The organism is Clostridium vincentii (assembly GCF_002995745.1).
GTDB lineage: Bacteria > Bacillota > Clostridia > Clostridiales > Clostridiaceae > Clostridium > Clostridium vincentii.
The window spans coordinates 34,089-50,656 of sequence record NZ_PVXQ01000014.1 but is presented as its reverse complement, the minus strand read 5'-3'; the positions used below and the strand labels follow the sequence as shown (position 1 = coordinate 50,656).

General features: G+C 31.2%; 16 protein-coding genes. All 16 read right to left on the bottom strand.

The window, feature by feature from the left end; translation table 11 throughout:
* Positions 1-5 precede the first annotated feature (5 nt).
* The 16 genes from CLVI_RS08040 to CLVI_RS07960 all read right to left on the bottom strand — a co-directional run bounded on the left by CLVI_RS08040 (position 6) and on the right by CLVI_RS07960 (position 16,553).
* Complete coding sequence (locus tag CLVI_RS08040) at positions 6-2,423, bottom strand: CRISPR-associated helicase/endonuclease Cas3 (protein WP_106059608.1); 2,418 nt, start codon at positions 2,421-2,423, stop codon at positions 6-8.
* Positions 2,424-2,586: 163 nt separating this feature from the next.
* On the bottom strand, positions 2,587-3,531 hold the full coding sequence (locus CLVI_RS08035; protein WP_106059607.1) for a helix-turn-helix transcriptional regulator: 945 nt from the start codon (positions 3,529-3,531) through the stop codon (positions 2,587-2,589).
* 379 nt (positions 3,532-3,910) lie between these two features.
* The gene (locus tag CLVI_RS08030; protein ID WP_106059606.1) at positions 3,911-4,084 is read right to left on the bottom strand and encodes a hypothetical protein; all 174 of its coding nucleotides are present in this window, start codon (positions 4,082-4,084) and stop codon (positions 3,911-3,913) included.
* Between the two features lie 238 nt (positions 4,085-4,322).
* Positions 4,323-4,490 (bottom strand): family 10 glycosylhydrolase, encoded by a 168-nt coding sequence (locus tag CLVI_RS08025; RefSeq protein WP_207655343.1) that lies wholly within the window; start codon positions 4,488-4,490, stop codon positions 4,323-4,325.
* Between the two features lie 603 nt (positions 4,491-5,093).
* A complete protein-coding gene (locus CLVI_RS08020; RefSeq protein WP_106059604.1) occupies positions 5,094-5,399 on the bottom strand; it encodes a hypothetical protein in 306 nt (101 codons plus the stop codon).
* Positions 5,400-5,600: 201 nt separating this feature from the next.
* On the bottom strand, positions 5,601-5,891 hold the full coding sequence (locus tag CLVI_RS08015) for a cytochrome b5 domain-containing protein (protein ID WP_106059603.1): 291 nt from the start codon (positions 5,889-5,891) through the stop codon (positions 5,601-5,603).
* A gap of 38 nt (positions 5,892-5,929) precedes the next feature.
* A complete protein-coding gene (locus tag CLVI_RS08010; protein WP_106059602.1) occupies positions 5,930-6,832 on the bottom strand; it encodes an SPL family radical SAM protein in 903 nt (300 codons plus the stop codon).
* A 77-nt stretch (positions 6,833-6,909) separates the two neighbouring features.
* Positions 6,910-7,242: a TfoX/Sxy family protein gene (locus tag CLVI_RS08005; RefSeq protein WP_106059601.1), complete on the bottom strand. Its 333-nt coding sequence runs from the start codon at positions 7,240-7,242 to the stop codon at positions 6,910-6,912.
* A gap of 54 nt (positions 7,243-7,296) precedes the next feature.
* Positions 7,297-7,935: a hypothetical protein gene (locus CLVI_RS17835; protein WP_106059600.1), complete on the bottom strand. Its 639-nt coding sequence runs from the start codon at positions 7,933-7,935 to the stop codon at positions 7,297-7,299.
* A 214-nt stretch (positions 7,936-8,149) separates the two neighbouring features.
* Entirely contained in the window at positions 8,150-8,488 is a 339-nt protein-coding gene (locus tag CLVI_RS07995; protein WP_106059599.1) for a hypothetical protein, read from the bottom strand.
* Between the two features lie 110 nt (positions 8,489-8,598).
* Positions 8,599-9,615, bottom strand: a complete 1,017-nt coding sequence (locus tag CLVI_RS07990; protein WP_146127313.1) for a metallophosphoesterase family protein — start codon at positions 9,613-9,615, stop codon at positions 8,599-8,601.
* Positions 9,616-9,734: 119 nt separating this feature from the next.
* The gene (gene ltrA / locus CLVI_RS07980; RefSeq protein WP_242980621.1) at positions 9,735-11,549 is read right to left on the bottom strand and encodes a group II intron reverse transcriptase/maturase; all 1,815 of its coding nucleotides are present in this window, start codon (positions 11,547-11,549) and stop codon (positions 9,735-9,737) included.
* 692 nt (positions 11,550-12,241) lie between these two features.
* Positions 12,242-12,910 carry an Ig-like domain-containing domain gene (locus tag CLVI_RS17660; RefSeq protein WP_106059597.1) on the bottom strand — a complete coding sequence of 223 codons (669 nt, stop codon included), beginning with the start codon at positions 12,908-12,910 and terminating at the stop codon, positions 12,242-12,244.
* 198 nt (positions 12,911-13,108) lie between these two features.
* Positions 13,109-13,522: a rhodanese-like domain-containing protein gene (locus CLVI_RS07970; protein ID WP_106059596.1), complete on the bottom strand. Its 414-nt coding sequence runs from the start codon at positions 13,520-13,522 to the stop codon at positions 13,109-13,111.
* Between the two features lie 29 nt (positions 13,523-13,551).
* Positions 13,552-16,029, bottom strand: coding sequence for a CoA-disulfide reductase (locus CLVI_RS07965; RefSeq protein WP_106059595.1), 2,478 nt, complete (start codon positions 16,027-16,029; stop codon positions 13,552-13,554).
* Positions 16,030-16,265: 236 nt separating this feature from the next.
* Positions 16,266-16,553, bottom strand: coding sequence for a DUF503 domain-containing protein (locus CLVI_RS07960; protein WP_106059594.1), 288 nt, complete (start codon positions 16,551-16,553; stop codon positions 16,266-16,268).
* Positions 16,554-16,568: the final 15 nt, after the last annotated feature.

Sequence of the window (16,568 nt, the reverse complement as noted above, 5' to 3'; positions counted from 1 at the left end):
CCTCCTCAAAAATTACAAAATTCCATTGGTGAATTATCAAAAGTAACACCAACATCATCCCCATAAAATTCCTTCCTTAAAGCAATTACCGTATTATTTTTCAAGCCAATAAATGCTCCCATTTCTTCTAGTTTCCTTTTATCCTGTTCAAATAAATTCACTGAAAATTGTTGTGACCTCTTTAAATACTGTTTTAATTGGCCCAAACTACAGTCCCCATTTATAAGAGTTATAAGCTCCTCGCCCTCCCCATATGGAACAATTATTCCTGTTGTATTTTGATCTATTACTTGAAATTCATTTCCTGCAGTTTTAAAGGCTTGCTTTAACATTAATTTTGATTTATAACCATTTCTGCTATTAAACTCATTAGCCGCCTCATTATTTCCTGACAATATATCATACATTGACTTATCACTATTTTCCTTTGATAAGGTGTAATTCATTTGATTCCTTCTCTCATGAAAATAGTACTTATAATACCTTTCCATCGCCTTTTGTGATAGCAAATCCTTATCAAACATATCTGGATTTTCTTTAAAATCACGAAGCACTCGTTCTGTACACTGTTGGCCTGCTTTAATATCCACAAGTTTACTCACATTTTCGCCTTCAATATTAACTATATAAACCTCACTATAATCCTCATTTTCCCCATGCCGATTGCATCTCCCTGCGGCCTGTGCAATATTATCAAGTCCAGCAAGAGAACGAAGGACACAGCCAAAGGAAATATTAACACCAGCCTCAATTAATTGCGTACTAATGCAAATAACCCTCTCATGCCCTAATTTCATCCTCATATTCCTTAAAATTTTCATTCTATGAGAGGGACACATATTAGTGCTTAAATGAAAAATAATGTATTGTTTTTCTTTTGGTAATTCCTGATTTGCTTGTAGCAACTCATTAAAAACTCCCTTAGCTGAATTTTTAGTATTTAAAATCACCAACAAACTTTTCACATGATCCATCTTGTCCAAAATAAAATTCTTTAGTGAATTTGCACTATAACCTCCAACAACCATTTTATCCACCAAATTTACACGTTTAAATTGTTCAAATTTCTCATGTACATCAGAAATTATATTAGGATTTTCACTTAGCTTTATAGGCATTTCGGTTTTTTCTAAAAGCGGTTGTGTTGCTGTGCAGAGTATAATTGTTGCATTACAGATATTTGATAGAAAATTCATAGCACTATTGAACATATTAATGCACTTAATAGGGATTGCTTGAATTTCGTCAAATATTATAACTGAATTCGCAAGGTTATGAATCCGCCTAGCGCCTTGAGTTCCTCCACTAAATAAAGTATCAAGGAACTGCACCATTGTGGTAAGAATAATAGGACTATCCCATCGCTCAGTTAAAAGCTTATAAACTTCAAGGTCATCATCATTATCCTTAGAATAATCAATAATAAGATTTGAATGATGTTCTAAAATCATATCCTCATGGCCTAAAATATCCTTTATTTCCTTAGCATTTTGATCAATTATAGTAGTAAAGGGTATAATATAAAAAATTCTATCCTTCTTAAACTTCTTTGCATGGGCTAAAGCATATCTCAAACTTGAAAGCGTCTTCCCCCCACCCGTTGGCACTGAAAGCTGATATATTCCAGGACTATTTACCGCAAAATTCTTACAGGATAAGGAAACCTCTTCTCTCAATAAATCTATCTTAGTCTTTTTTGGATAGCCTTTTAGTTTAATTTCTAACAAATCAGAAAGCTCATTCCATAAACCAGATCTATCAATATTGGAATTCTGTTCTTTGCCTTCCATAAAGGTGTAGGTATCATATCTATCTGCATCAATAACACAACTAAAAAGATATTTTTCTAGCATTCCAGCTGCAAATCGTCCAAATTTTGCAGTGCTATCGATCTTGTTAATTTTAATAAACATAACTTTTATCTCTTCCATTGCTTTATTGAACAATTCTTTAATTTGTGCTATTTCAAAACATTCTTCCTTAAAATAATTCAGTGCTTCTTCATATAAAATATCCTTATCTGTATTCATTCTATCTGTGAACTTATCCATGCCCTTAAGGTCTAAACAATCAATAAGCCCACCATGATGAGAACAAATTGCCAGTGAAATAATTTGAGCTGTAAATTTTTGATATTGATCCGTAGTATTATAAAAATTATCATAAATAAACTTCGCACCAGCTGTGGAATGGTTGATTGTCCCCTTAAGAGATTTATCCTTAGGGTGCTTACAAGAATATCGTATATAAGAATCAAATCTCTTTGTTCCCTTGCCCATATCATGAAGAATACCAATTAGTTTCCCTGTAGCTTCAAGGGAAATTTTCGCACCATATTCCATAGACATTTTAGAAACATTATATAAGTGCTCCTTAACACTCTGTTCCTTTAAAGTTATTGGATTAATGTGAGCGCAAACCATATACTCACTCCTTTGTTTGTTTTTTAGTATTAATAAATGAATAACTATATAAATTATTTTATTTTTTAATAATATCCCATTACTTTCTTTTATTACTCTAGGTGGAAGTATTTTTAATAAGTCCACTTAAATACATATTAACAACCATTGTAGACATTATATGTCATAAATTTAATTTTTCTAACATTCTTTCTATTTTTTTCTTAACTTTTTCTTTTATATTCTCTGGTGAAAGAATAGTCACACTTTCTCCTAGACTCATTATCCATGATAATAATTCAGGACTTTCACTAATAGTTGCCCTAAATAAAATAATTCCTTTATCCATTTGAACAATTTCTTGATCTTCAACCCACACTCTTTCTTTTATTGTATTAGCCATTGGTGGAGCTATCTCCAGCTCTATCTTAATAAGTTCTCCAGCATATATTCCAATACTGCTTTTTTTACACTTATCAAGGTAATTATCTATATCAAATTTTCTTACAAAATTTATACCTGTGATAATATACTCCTTAATTCTAACTAATTTGAAAAACCGTATCTCATTTCTCAAAAGGCAAAATGCAACTAGGTAATGTTCCCCTTTATACTTTAAATATTTATATGGTTGCACTCTCCTTTCCGATATAACGCTTTGATTATCCAAATATGTTACAATGACTTCTTTATTTTCTCTTATAGCTTTATATATATCATCATGAATCTTATTAATATGTTGTATAGACGTATTTGGTTTCGAATATGGAATTATTTCTTCACTAAATAATGTTTCTTCATTTTTACTTGATATTCCAAAGTTTAGTTTATCTATTATCTGAGATAATTCTTCTGAATTCTCATAACTTAAAGAGGCAATAATCATTTGTATTTTATCCACTTCTGAAGGTGTTAGCCTTCCCTTATATGAAAAAAAATTACCTTTCAACTCATATCCTCCATCAGGACCTGTAATAGATCTTATATCAAAGTATTCATCTAGTTCTGTTTTATATCTTCCTACTTGTCTTTCAGTTACCCCTAACTCTTGTGATAGATATTTAACTTTCACTTTTCTTTTGCTACTTAATATAGATATCATTCTTAAAATCTTTGGCAAACTGCTCATACCTGCTCCTTTTAACGATGTAATCCACCATTTATAAAATATATTAATTATTATTAATGATTCTAAATTACATATGCAACTAATTATTTCATATTTTGATTAATCTATACAAGTTGCAATTAATAACTAAATTTTATTAAATCACTTTAAAATAATAGTATTATTATCTAGAATTATATCATTATATAGGATTTATTGCAAAAACTTACATGGAATTATATTCTATGTAAATTCTCCTTAAATCTATAATCTACAGACTATTTACATTTCAACAATATTCACTCGATGTTAAATAGCTAGTTCTATAGGAAAGCCTTTATTATTTTTACTAAAACAAAATCTCCCCCAGATTATCCATCAAGAGGAGAAAAATATACTATTATTTCTTAACTATTCTAATTCTAATTCTAATTCTAATTCTAATAGCTTCCATTCTTTTAGATTGTCCTGTTGTTCCAGCAATCTCACCATCTTTTACCCAACTTTGCCACCATACATCCTGTACATGTGCTTGATATTTTACCATAAACGGTGAAATTCCCTTCCATGGCATATAAGGGACATTAGCCCCTTGCCTGTATAAGTCAGTTGATAATCTATTCTTTACTCCAAGGGGATTTGCTAGTATATCCTTTGTATTAAAAAAACAACTTCCTTTTATTGAAAAATAGTTCCTATTTAACTTAATCTGATTTGGTATTTCCTCTGGATTATTCCAAGCTGCTCCATAGGTTTCAAACTCTTTTCGATCTGGAAATTCCGCATTATTTCTTGGATAAGGATAAAAATAGTCATCTAAATGGATTAAACCCTACATGAAATTCCATATTCTTTTGATGCGTATAATCTAAAGCAAAGCTTAAAGGATCATACCCAGGGTTACTTCCTAATGTTCCTGTAATATATTTTGACCATGGTGCATATTTAGATGGATAAACCACTTCTAGATGCCCAATCAATGTTATAGCTTGTCGCTATTCATGAACCTCTAAACCCTTCAAATGGACTACTCTCTCCATAACTGTCAACCGCCTTTACTATTTGGCTAATTGAACTCAGAATATTCTCTTCTCCTTCTTAAATATATTTAAAAAATAAATTCACTTCCATATTATTATAGATACCTCTATTAAATTTAGGAATTATTTCAAAAAATTTAAGTATGAAGACCGCACTTCCAAAAGCAGCTAATTATACTCAAAATATCAACTCTAAACCAATCCAACTACCCTCAAACCCTGCTGTTTCCTATAACTTCTTAACTTCTTAACTTCTTAACTTCTTATATTCTTATATTCTTATATTCTTATATTCCTATATTCTTAACTCTAATATTCTCCTAAAAAGCCCCAACTCTCAACTTTCAACTCTCAATTCGCTACGCAGTGAGTAGCGATTGTTAAGGGTATAACTAAAAAAGAAGCCATCCAAAAATAAGTGCTCCCCACTCATTTCAGATAACTCCAATCATATTTACTTAACTAATCCATACTCCTATGCATTTATCCTATTAACAAGTCTAGTATATTCCAACCATCACTAGTTTTAGACTTATACATTTCCTATATATTTTTGTTTTGATTTGAAAGTTTATTTACAAACCCTAAACTCACCCCAAGTACTAAACCACTCATTATAGAATATAAATTATCAGAAATATCTATTACATATATACCTATAATGCCTAAAATTAACATAAACAAAAAATAGCAACTTATTACTACACAAGGTTTCCATTTCTTATCCACATTTATTTTATAACTTATTTTGTCTGTTATTAGATACTCTTTATCAAATTTAAAATAAGTTACCATACTTAATGACATTGGTACAATCATAAATAATGACTTAAATAATGAATTCAACATATTATTACCCCATTTTCTACAGTCAAAACAGAAATAATCTTCAAAAGGTTCCCAATTAGAGCACTTGCTGCTACAATTACTGCCATTACACTTGCCCTCTCTTTCAATATGCGTATATCACGTAACTCTTCTTATAGTATATTGCTTTTATTATAACACAAGCCAATTATGCTTTTTATATTCTGGCAATACTACCATTATTTACTGCAAGTAACCAACTTTAAGTAGATTATTAGTAATTTGAGACATTCCATGACAAGATTTGAACTGAACTGTTAAATCTTTACCTGCTGTAAGATTAAAATGTGTCCCTCCAGCCCAAGTTGATTCTTTGCTCAAATCATAAACTATACCTTCTATTGCTACATAAGCAGGTTTTCCGTTACTTCCATCATACTGTGATAATTCCTCTAAAGTAAATTCTTTTTGTTCTCTATAATAATTATCTCCTATAAGTTCTCTAATAGTTTTTAAGTCAAAATAAATAGACATAGATACCTCTCAAATATTTCTATCTATAAAGTGTATGTTTATTTATCAAATAGTGATAACTGAATATCTTTCGATTGATTTAATTTATCTTTCATTGGTTTTGTATAACTACTTGAAAGATTGTATTTATCTTTTAATTCGTTTACCATTAAATATAATTTATCTTTATATTCCTTGCCTGCTCCACCGGTTTTATACAAAGATTGTAATGGATCATACAAATGTGGAAATTCTTTTTTTATAAAGTTTAAAAATACCGCTCTCGTATTTCCTCTTAAATATAATGTTCCTGGCAGTACATAATCCACTTTACAATCCTTTGCAATTTTATACATACTATTAAAATTCTCATAACTATCTGTAATGTATGGAATTATTGGCATGACATGTAGACCCGTACTTGCATTAGTTTTTCTAAATTGCCTTAAGACATCAAATCTCTCTAAGCTTGTTGCACCAAATGGCTCAATCTTTTTTCTAATATCTTCATCCATAGTAGTTATTGTTTCTGCAATATTAACATAAGTAATTTTTGACAACTCGTCTATCAAATCATAGTCCCTTAATATAAGTTTTGACTTAGTAGAAATAATAGCAGGTGTTTTATACTTGATAAGGAGCTTTAGTATTTCTGGCATAAGTTGATATTTAGCCTCTGCGGGTTGATAACTGTCTGTTACACCACCAATATTTATGATATCTCTTTTCCAACTATTCTTTCTAAGTTCCTTTTCAAGTTCATCTACTATATTAGTTTTTATATGAATATCTCTAAAAAAATCAGATGAATCTAAGTATTTATGAGAATACATAGCATAACAATACTTACACCCGTGCTGACATCCTCTATAAATATTCAAATCCCATCCATAGGGTATCTTTCTTTTTAATTCTGTTAAGGCAGTCTTACAAATCTCCTCTTTGAATGCTATCTCATCCATCTCAATATTCCTTTCATAATATTCAGTATTAATATTCAACTCTATTATTTAACTAATCAACCTTTAATTAATTACTATCATACTTTTTCACTTTTTTTCTTTCTCGTCTTTTGCATTGGTAGTTCCTCATAGCTTTTTTCAATAAAATTACTTAAAAAGTCTCTATCTCCTGAACAATCAATAACAAAGTGAGGTTTTGCATTTGTGTAAGGTGGCGCTTCTTCTATTGGATTTAATAAAGTTTCACCTATTTTTGTTTTCTTTACAAAAAATTGATTATCGCATATAAGACCTATAATTTTGCCATTGCAATAAATACCATATTCACCAAACATTTTTTTATATGTGATATCTCCTGCACCATTGATTTGCTCACATACGTATTCTACGAATTCTACTGTTGAAGCCATATAATCCTCCTTATTTTAAACCCCATTTTTTACATTGTTCAATACGTTAATAAATTACTTCAACTCAGTTCCACCCCATTCAACAACTGTAAATCCTTCTCTTATGAATGGTTCTAGCTTCTGCTCTTCTATTTTCATATCTTTATTTAAGGGCTTAAAAACCATCATTATTCTTAAAATAGAATCTGGCTGTGGGTTTATCTCAAGCTTAGCTGTATCTTCATACTCTTCTCCAGCAAAAGTTATAAGATTATAATTATTTTCTTTCATAGTAGGAAGCCAATATACTATAAATTCGTTATACTCTTTTGGTGTTAATCCTAAATACTCAAGTTTTTCTTGAAGAAATTTCTCTGTATTATTTCCTTTTACTACAAATCCCTTTGACATATCCCATTTAGTACTGGAAACTCCTTCCCAATACAAATATGAATATTCTCTATTATCAGCAAGATTAGTTAATGTACCATCTGGCTGAGCTTTTACTTCCCAACCATTATTATATTCTGGATAAGTACAAGTAAGCTCACCTTTATACTCTAATTTTACGCTAACAGTCTGTTCTGAAGTTGGATACAGATAAATTACAGGTTTCTTAACTTCGTCCTCAGGTTCAGGCGATTTACAACCAGTTAGTAACAACAAAGTAAATGACAAAATCAGGATAAGGATCTTTGATCTATATGTTTTCATTCTTAACCCTCCTAAATATTTATTTTTATATGTAAATTCAAACTTATGAAATTGATATGTCTTTAGTATACTATAAATTTTATCATTTTATCTTTATTTTACTATAATGCATCTAAATTTAAGCATAAGAAAACCTCGACCAATTAATCGGTCGAGGGGCTGTTTGCATTAATCATAAAGCTAAGGAATAATGCAAATATTTATCAAATATTCCTTAATAATAATAAGGATATGGAGATTGAGTAATGTAAGGTAATAAGGCTAATGTAGCTAAAGCTCCAAGGGGGAAATTTCTACGTCTAAATCGTCTGTATCTTCTTCTAGGACGACGATAAGGAGCGTATTGCTGTTCTTCATTAGATTGCTCTTCGCTTTCGTCCTCCATTACATTTTCGCCAACTAGTACTGTAATCATATCCCTATCTACACTTTCAATAATCCCATCAAACGTACTTCCATCTGTCATTGTTAAAGTAGTATGATAGTACACGTACTTATTACATTTATCCTGTAAAGTACTTAAGTCTCTATAATTTTCATTTTCTAAAACCATTTTTTAACATCTCCCTTCGAAACCAGTATATTCATCTATAAGGAGAATCGTACCAAAAAGCAGATGCCGCTATGACATCTGCCTTTACTTTATGATATATGTCTATAACATCAGTTTGTGATTGCTTGGGCTTCCTCCCATTGTGTTATTGTTTTGTCTGCCGAATATTTATAAAGATTTACAGTTTCAATAGCTGAACCAGATTTCGGCGGAGTTATTACAACAAAAGTCATTGTAGGATAACCCTGTGCATTATCTATCCAAGTTCCAGAATTCGCATATATAGTTTTTTTATTTTTCATATTAGAAGATGGCACTATACGTGCAACATGAGAATGTCCAAATACCACTATTCTCTTAGAATCATCACGATCAAAGAATTGTTTTTTTGCCTGAGCATCCGTAAACCTTGCGTCTGATGCTCCTGTAATTGCTTTACTTACAGGCATCTTAACTTTCACACCATTAAGGGTTTGCCTTTCTTCCCAGGTATCTTGTATTCCTTTGTACAGATTCACATCAAGAATTCCATCCGTTAGATTAGGAATTAAATCACCTATGGCATAATCCTGTGTATATCCATCAATATTTGTTTTTATCACCTTGTCCGTTAATTTTTCTTTTACAGGTAATGCAGTCACCATAGATTTCCAACTCTCACGATACAAAAAATAACCATTTTGGCTCTCATCCTTTGAATTAGCAGTTACATCAGGCAAAGTATTATTTGATGCTGGATGACCTTCCGTAACTGAAGATGTTGCCATTCTTGTGAAAAAATATCCTGGTGGTAGTACGGAAGAATTGTTATTTGTTATATCTCTGTTTGAAATTTGATCTGGTGCACAGAAAAAATTGTATCTATGTCCATGTTCAATGATTATTTCCGAATTGGCTCCTGTAATATATGAGCCTAATCCCTGAACATTATCTCTTGCCTGGTTTATATCTGGCAAAATCCTCTGGACGTCTGCTTCAGTCATCAATAGATCATGATTTCCTGGTACATAAGTTACTTTAATGTCACCAGCATTAATTATATCGTTAAATGCATCTATTACATCTTGATTGTTTTCAGCTACTAAATCAAAAAAAGTCGACTGAGACTCCGGCATTACATAATCCATGGGTAAAAACCATTATAGCAATAGGTAAGACTTTGAAATTATCTCCATCTTTTCCCCTGCTTCACACCGTACGTGAGACTTTTACCTCATACGGCGTTCCAACAATTGTTAATCTCTAATTAAATAACTGAATTTCCTACTAACTTTCTTAAAGAATTAACTCGTTTTAGTCCTTTTTCATCAAGGGACAATAAACCTAAATACTTATTAATAGTTTCTAGTTTACTAGAATGAATAAGCTTGTGTGCTTCTCCATCTACCCAAACTAGATTTTTATATTCATCGGTACCACCATCACATTTCTGCTTTTTGTGGTGACATTTCATATTACCTATTTCTAAATCTAATCCTGTTATATAACATTTGCCCTGTTGTCCGGCAATCAAAGATATTTTATTATCATCAAACTCGGCAGTATTATTCTCATTTACTGTTCTTAGAAGATACTTAATTAAATGCTTATATCCTCTAAGATTTTTATGGATTTTCTCTCTCCCAAGCTTTGTATAATTGCATATATCTTGACTAAAGTTCATGGGTGGTTTTGTTCTGCAACCATAGATAGGGAATATTGTAATATTATAAATTGTTCTGATTTTACCCTTGTAATTTCCATAAAACCGTTCATAGGTCTCAGAACATTTAGGATTATTTGATATCCATTGCTTTAAGCGTATTTTCAAGGTTTTTGTGACTAAGAAATTTATTTTATTAAAGTCTAATGATATATAGGTTGCACTATTATAATAATTGTGACTTCCTAATATCATTGAGTTTAATCTTGATACTTCATTACTATTTCCTTGCTTCTGGATTTTCTTTATTTGTTCCTTTAGCTTGTTAATAGTATTCTTTTTAGCTTTATCACACATTCTACTTTGGCATACATATTTCTTTCTCTTAGGTTTAACCATAAGTTTAAATCCTAAAAATTCTGTGTAATTCCTTCTCAAATTAGTTATTTTAGATTTTTCAGGACTTATATCTAAATCCAATCGTTCCTTTAACCATAACCTTGTAGCATTATAGATTTTTTGTGCTGTTTTATAATCTCTGCAAAAAATTTTAAAGTCATCTGCATATCTTACAAGCCACATTTCTTTTAAATTTGTTTTCTTTTGAGCGACATAGCGATAATCTGATTTAGAATACTGATACTTTGTTTTGAAAGTTTCCCATTGAGAGCTAATCCACCAATCAAGTTCATTAAGAACTATATTTGATAATAGTGGACTAATTACTCCGCCTTGTGGAGTCCCTTTTGTTGGTATTCCTATTCCTTGTATTTCAGACTTTAAAATTTTTTCAATTATGCTAATTAAGTTTTTGTCTTGGATACCTAAATTCCACATTTGCTTTTTGAGTTTGCTATGATTAACATTATCAAAGAAGCCTTTAATGTCTATATCTACTACATAATGAAGTTTACCTTGATTCATTAAAGTCATACATCTTGCTATTGCATGTTTTGTTGACCTGTGAGGTCTAAAACCGTAATTATGTTTATGAAATTTAGCTTCACATACTGGTTCTAAGACTTGCTTAATACACTGTTGAATAATTCTATCCTCAATACATGGTATTCCCAGTGGTCTAGTTTTACCATTTGGCTTAGGAATTTCAACGCGTCTTATGCTTTTGGGTATGTAGTTCGCAATTTTATTCTGTATACGTTCCACAAACTTATCTGTTTCCATATCCTTAAAGAAACTTATATCAAGATTGTCAGTTCCACTTGTTGTTGAACCTTTATTTTTCTTGATATTTCTATATGCTAACAAAATATTATTTTTAGAAGTTATATACTCCACTAATTTGTTGAGTTTTTTGTTGTTAGAAGATTGATTATACAAATTATCAAATATGCTTTGCATTGTGTAATATTCATTATTTCTTAGTGACTGTCTTTTCTCTAATTTTAAGCTTTCCTCCAAGTCTGCTGTTTCCTCCTTTGTATAAATACAAATTTAGTTTCACATCTCTTAAATCATACTCGAACCTTGAAATCATTCAGTTATTTAATTATCAAAGAACTATTGTCTAGTGGCTATTGCTCCGTTTCCATTACAGAAGCTTTCATAGCTTTATGCCACCACTCTCACTTAGATTAAGATAAGTTATAGATTAATCTTTTCCTTATCAATATTTCATAGGTAGTAAAACCTCCATATTCTAAGCTTTCCTTGTTCCGTTATCACTATCTTTGCATATATCCGTAGGTCATTGGTATAAGCCTGTAAGCTTGATAGTGCCTGTAACACTATATGGATTTTCATATCGAGGAATTTTACTTATCCACACTCACTACACTTTATGTGTTATATTCATTTCTAAATATTTATGTTCAAGACCTGTACATTCCCAATTTCGTCAGTCTAAGTAGACATACTAACCATAGATATTTTGTAGACACCCGGCCTATCACCACTCAACTATCTCTAGTTTGCATTTCGTAGTGTATTCCTACACCTTACGGTGGTTCTCAGCCGACTTCGCCGAGCTTCTAACCCTTTGGTATTTACTTACCAAAACGCTAATCGGAGGATTAGTGGAAACCCTTTGAGACGTTACTCTCTCATTTGATTTCTCGCAATAACAGTTCTAATTTCTGAATTTAATCAGCTAATTAGGCTATTCTTTTCAAATAGCAACAAGTCGCACCATCAAACATATCCCCCGCTATAACAAGTTCTTTTACATTTGGTGAATTTTCAATTTGATTCAAGAAATCCACAAGTGCTTGTCTATTCGCTTTAGTCTCTGCAAAAGCATCATCTACGCCTAAATGCAAATCACTTATAACAACTGTTTGTGTCCTAGTGTTGTTTAAATCAGCGACACCAGAAAGACTTGATGTATAATTAGCAGCAAAATATCCTACAAAATCTTTTTTCAGTGCTAAGCCTGTTGTTGATTTTACATTACTACTTATTACAAGTTTATATTCTTCACCCTCAGTAAATTTTTCAACTTTCTTGTTGTTTATATTCATAGTTGTAGAACTGCCTGGGTCAATTTTTACTATACATGGTTCTTCTATAGGATTTCCACCGGAATCCATTTTATATAGTTTTACATTGCCCGAAATAGTATTTGAATCCAGCGGCTCACTGAACTTCAGGTTTATTGTTTGTATGGAATTATTAACAGGTGGATTATCTTCTTCATCTAACATTGAAATGTTTGATTCTAAAGTCATTACCTTTACAGATGAATATTTCACTAATAAGCACCCAACTAAGATTAAAAGCCCTATTGATAGAAATAAAATAATTACAAACTTATTTTTTTTCATAAATTTATCCCCCTATTTACTTCGTTATACTCATATGCCAATCATTTTATTACAGATTGTCTACTTGCATTATATCAGTCTATGTTTGTTCTCTCTAAAATATTTATATTATCTATCTAGAATTTTTACCTCTAAACTTAAAAAAGGAGCTATCCAAAACAAGTGCTTTCCACTCATCTCAGATAACTCCAATTCCATCTACTTAACTAATTCATACTTCCAAGAATTAATACCACCAAAGTCATAAACATTAGTATATCCCATTTCATTTAATGTCTTTCCAGCTGTATTACTTCTATTCCCAGTTCTACAATAAACTAAAATCTTCTGATCCTTGTCCTTAAGAATTTCCTCAGCATTATCCTCTAAATCATCAACAGAGATTAAAATACTATTTTCTATATGTCCTGAATTGTATTCATCTTCAGTTCTTACATCTAATATAACTATATTTTTATCCTCATCCATAATCTTTTTTGCATCCTCAGAGCTGATTTTAGTCACAGTCACTTTTTCTGTGGTAACAACTTCACTTTTACCACAGCTAATTAATGATAACATTCCTATTAATACCATAATTAGTAATATAGCTCTTTTACCTAACTTTTTCATAGTGATCCTCCATATACAAAACTACTAATTTATATAAATAGATTTAATCCAGAATCCTCTGTAGCCCCTAAGTAAGAAGCAACGCCCCCAATTTCAACACCTTCAATAAATTCTTCCTTCTTAATTCCCATTAAGTCCATGCTCATTGCACAGGCAACAACCTTAACTCCCATTCCAATTGCATTTTTTATTAAAGTTTCTAAACTATCCACATTGTGCTTTTTCATTATCTTCTTAATCATAACAGGTCCCATTCCCCCCATGTTCATCTGAGATAAGGGTAACTTTCCTGGATGAGCTGGAAGCATAATATCAAACATTTTCTCCATTGTATCCTTAGCTACCTTTGGTCTATCCTCACTCTTTAGAATATTTAATCCCCAGAATGTGAAGAACATTGTAACTTCTTTTCCCATTGATGCAGCACCTGTTGCTATTATAAATGATGCTATAGCCTTATCAAGGTCTCCGCTAAATACGACCAAGGTTGCTCCATTTTTACTGGCAACTGCTGAAGTCGTAGTACTAGCTACCTTATTTGTTCCCTTTCTTATATGGGCTACAAATGCTTTTTTATCCTTATCGAATTCCGCTTTTAATAATGTATTCCCTGTTGTATCACACCATGCTTGAATATCCTTACTAAAACCTGGATCACTTGCCCTTACTTCTAAAACCTCATCATTTTCCATCTTCTTTATTTCTTCAAAAACTCTCTTTATTGGTCCAGGGCATTGAAGACCACAGGCATCTAATGTAACCTTTGCATTTATTTCTGTTATATCTAAATCCTCTAACTTCATTGTTGCCACCTCTTCCTTTACACCCTTATTTTCATATTGCTTAGCAATACTCGCCTTAGCCCTCTTTACATATAAATAGGTTTTAATTCCACCATCAATATTTTTAGACTTAATTCCATTACCCTCAAGAAGCTTACATGCAACATACCCTCTTAATCCAACTTGGCAGGTAACATATATTTTCTTATCCTTTGGAATTTCATTTAATCTATCTCTTAATTCTCCCAGTGGAATCTGAATGGAATTGTCTAGACTTCCTGTACTTAATTCAAAGTCTTCTCGTACATCCAAAATTATTGAATCATCTTTATTTAATTTATCTATATCATCCCACTGAATTATATCTACAAGACCTTCCATAATGTTTGATGCATAATATCCAAGCATATTAACAGGATCCTTTGCTGAATTATATGGTGGAGCATAACATGGTTCTATATCTTGCAGATCAAGAACAGTAAGATTACCTTTAATTGCTGTAGCTAATATATCTATACGTTTTTCAACCCCATCTATGCCAATGCCTTGAGCTCCAAATATCTTTCCACTCTTAGGATCAAATAACATTTTAAATGCTATAGGAAAGGACCCTGGATAATAGCCTGCATGAGAACCGGGATGAATATGAATAGCTTTATAATCTATTCCTAATCTCTTTAATGTCTTTTCATTATTTCCAGTTGATGCTACTGTATAGTCAAATACCTTAGCTACTGATGAACCAAGAGTTCCTTTGTATTCTACATTTTTGCCACAAATATTATCTGCTACTATTCTTCCCTGTCTATTAGCAGGCCAAGCTAGCGCAATCATTGTAGGTTCTTTATTTACGAAATCCATTATTTCAACTGCATCCCCTAGAGCAAAAATACTCTCATCTGATGTTTTCATATACTTATCAACTACAATAGCGCCTCTCTGGTTTAATTTAAGACTAGCCTCTTTAGCTATTGTAGTTTCTGGCCTAACCCCAATTGATAATATTATCATATCAGTTTGAATTTCTCGGCCACTACATAAAACTACTACTTTACCATTATTTTTAAATGATTGTACACCATCTTGTAATATTAGCTCCACATTTTTATCAATCAAATGATCATGAATAATACTAACCATTTCTATATCAAGAGGTGCCATTACTTGTTCACTCGCCTCAACTAAGGTAATATTTATTCCCCTAGCATGAAGATTTTCAGCCATTTCAAGACCAATAAAACCTCCCCCTATGACAACTGCATGTTTTGGTTTTTCATTATCCACAAAGGCTTTTATCTTATCTGTATCTGGTATATTTCTAAGGGTAAATAAATTTTTGCATTCATTTATGCCATCAATTGGTGGCTTTATTGGATTTGCTCCTGGTGATAAGACAAGATTATCATAACTTTCCTCATATACCTCATCTGTTTTAAGATTCTTAATTGTAACTATTTTTTCTTCCTTATTAATTTTTATTACTTCATTTAAATTTCTTATATCTAGATGAAAGTTTTTACTCATCACCTCTACTGTTTGTACTATTAACTTTTCTCTCTCATTAATAACTTCTCCAATATAATAAGGGAGTCCACAATTAGCAAAGGATATATATTCACCCTTTTCAACCATAATTATTTCTGCATTTTCATCTAATCTTCTAAGCCTTGCTGCAGTTGACGCGCCTCCAGCAACTCCACCAACGATAATAATTTTTTTACCCATGATTTGCCTCCCTTTAAACTTAACTTAATATTTTAAGTACATTATAAATATTCCCACAAAAAGCTTTATTTATAGTTAAATTTTTAACATATTACTTCATAATTTTTATATCTTAATTATATTTGAAATTTAAAAATACTTCTGTGACTTTATCACATTATTTATTAAATTCTTTTTAATATGCATTATGCTTTGTAGAGTTGCAAAAAAAGAAAGCTATTAAACATAATAGCTTTCTAAAAATCTTCTTCTTCGCTTTCTATCTTAATTATTTCAGCATCAGTAATATCCTCAATAAATTTAATAATATTCTCAATTGTGGAGTCTACTTGTGCACTACTTCCACATACTCCTGTAATACCTATTACTATAGTCTGATGTATGTCCTGCTCCCCTACTTCACCAACAGAAATATTAAATTTATTCTTTAACCTCTGTATTACGCTCTTTACTACCATTCTTTTTTCCTTTAATGAATGAACCCAGGTCGCCCTTAATGTAATACGCATAAGTAATATTTTCATGCTATATCCTCCCTC

Coding starts and splice junctions, on each gene's coding strand:
- CLVI_RS08015 (WP_106059603.1), bottom strand. CDS start 5,891: ATGTCTATTTATTTTGACTTAAAAACTATTAGAGAACTTATAGGAGAT.
- CLVI_RS08030 (WP_106059606.1), bottom strand. CDS start 4,084: ATGCCATGGAAGGGAATTTCACCGTTTATGGTAAAATATCAAGCACAT.
- CLVI_RS17660 (WP_106059597.1), bottom strand. CDS start 12,910: ATGAAAAAAAATAAGTTTGTAATTATTTTATTTCTATCAATAGGGCTT.
- CLVI_RS08010 (WP_106059602.1), bottom strand. CDS start 6,832: ATGGATGAGATAGCATTCAAAGAGGAGATTTGTAAGACTGCCTTAACA.
- CLVI_RS07965 (WP_106059595.1), bottom strand. CDS start 16,029: ATGGGTAAAAAAATTATTATCGTTGGTGGAGTTGCTGGAGGCGCGTCA.
- CLVI_RS07995 (WP_106059599.1), bottom strand. CDS start 8,488: ATGGTTTTAGAAAATGAAAATTATAGAGACTTAAGTACTTTACAGGAT.
- CLVI_RS07970 (WP_106059596.1), bottom strand. CDS start 13,522: ATGAAAAAGTTAGGTAAAAGAGCTATATTACTAATTATGGTATTAATA.
- CLVI_RS08035 (WP_106059607.1), bottom strand. CDS start 3,531: ATGAGCAGTTTGCCAAAGATTTTAAGAATGATATCTATATTAAGTAGC.
- CLVI_RS08005 (WP_106059601.1), bottom strand. CDS start 7,242: ATGGCTTCAACAGTAGAATTCGTAGAATACGTATGTGAGCAAATCAAT.
- CLVI_RS07990 (WP_146127313.1), bottom strand. CDS start 9,615: ATGGATTATGTAATGCCGGAGTCTCAGTCGACTTTTTTTGATTTAGTA.
- CLVI_RS08020 (WP_106059604.1), bottom strand. CDS start 5,399: ATGTTGAATTCATTATTTAAGTCATTATTTATGATTGTACCAATGTCA.
- CLVI_RS17835 (WP_106059600.1), bottom strand. CDS start 7,935: ATGAAAACATATAGATCAAAGATCCTTATCCTGATTTTGTCATTTACT.
- CLVI_RS07960 (WP_106059594.1), bottom strand. CDS start 16,553: ATGAAAATATTACTTATGCGTATTACATTAAGGGCGACCTGGGTTCAT.
- CLVI_RS08040 (WP_106059608.1), bottom strand. CDS start 2,423: ATGGTTTGCGCTCACATTAATCCAATAACTTTAAAGGAACAGAGTGTT.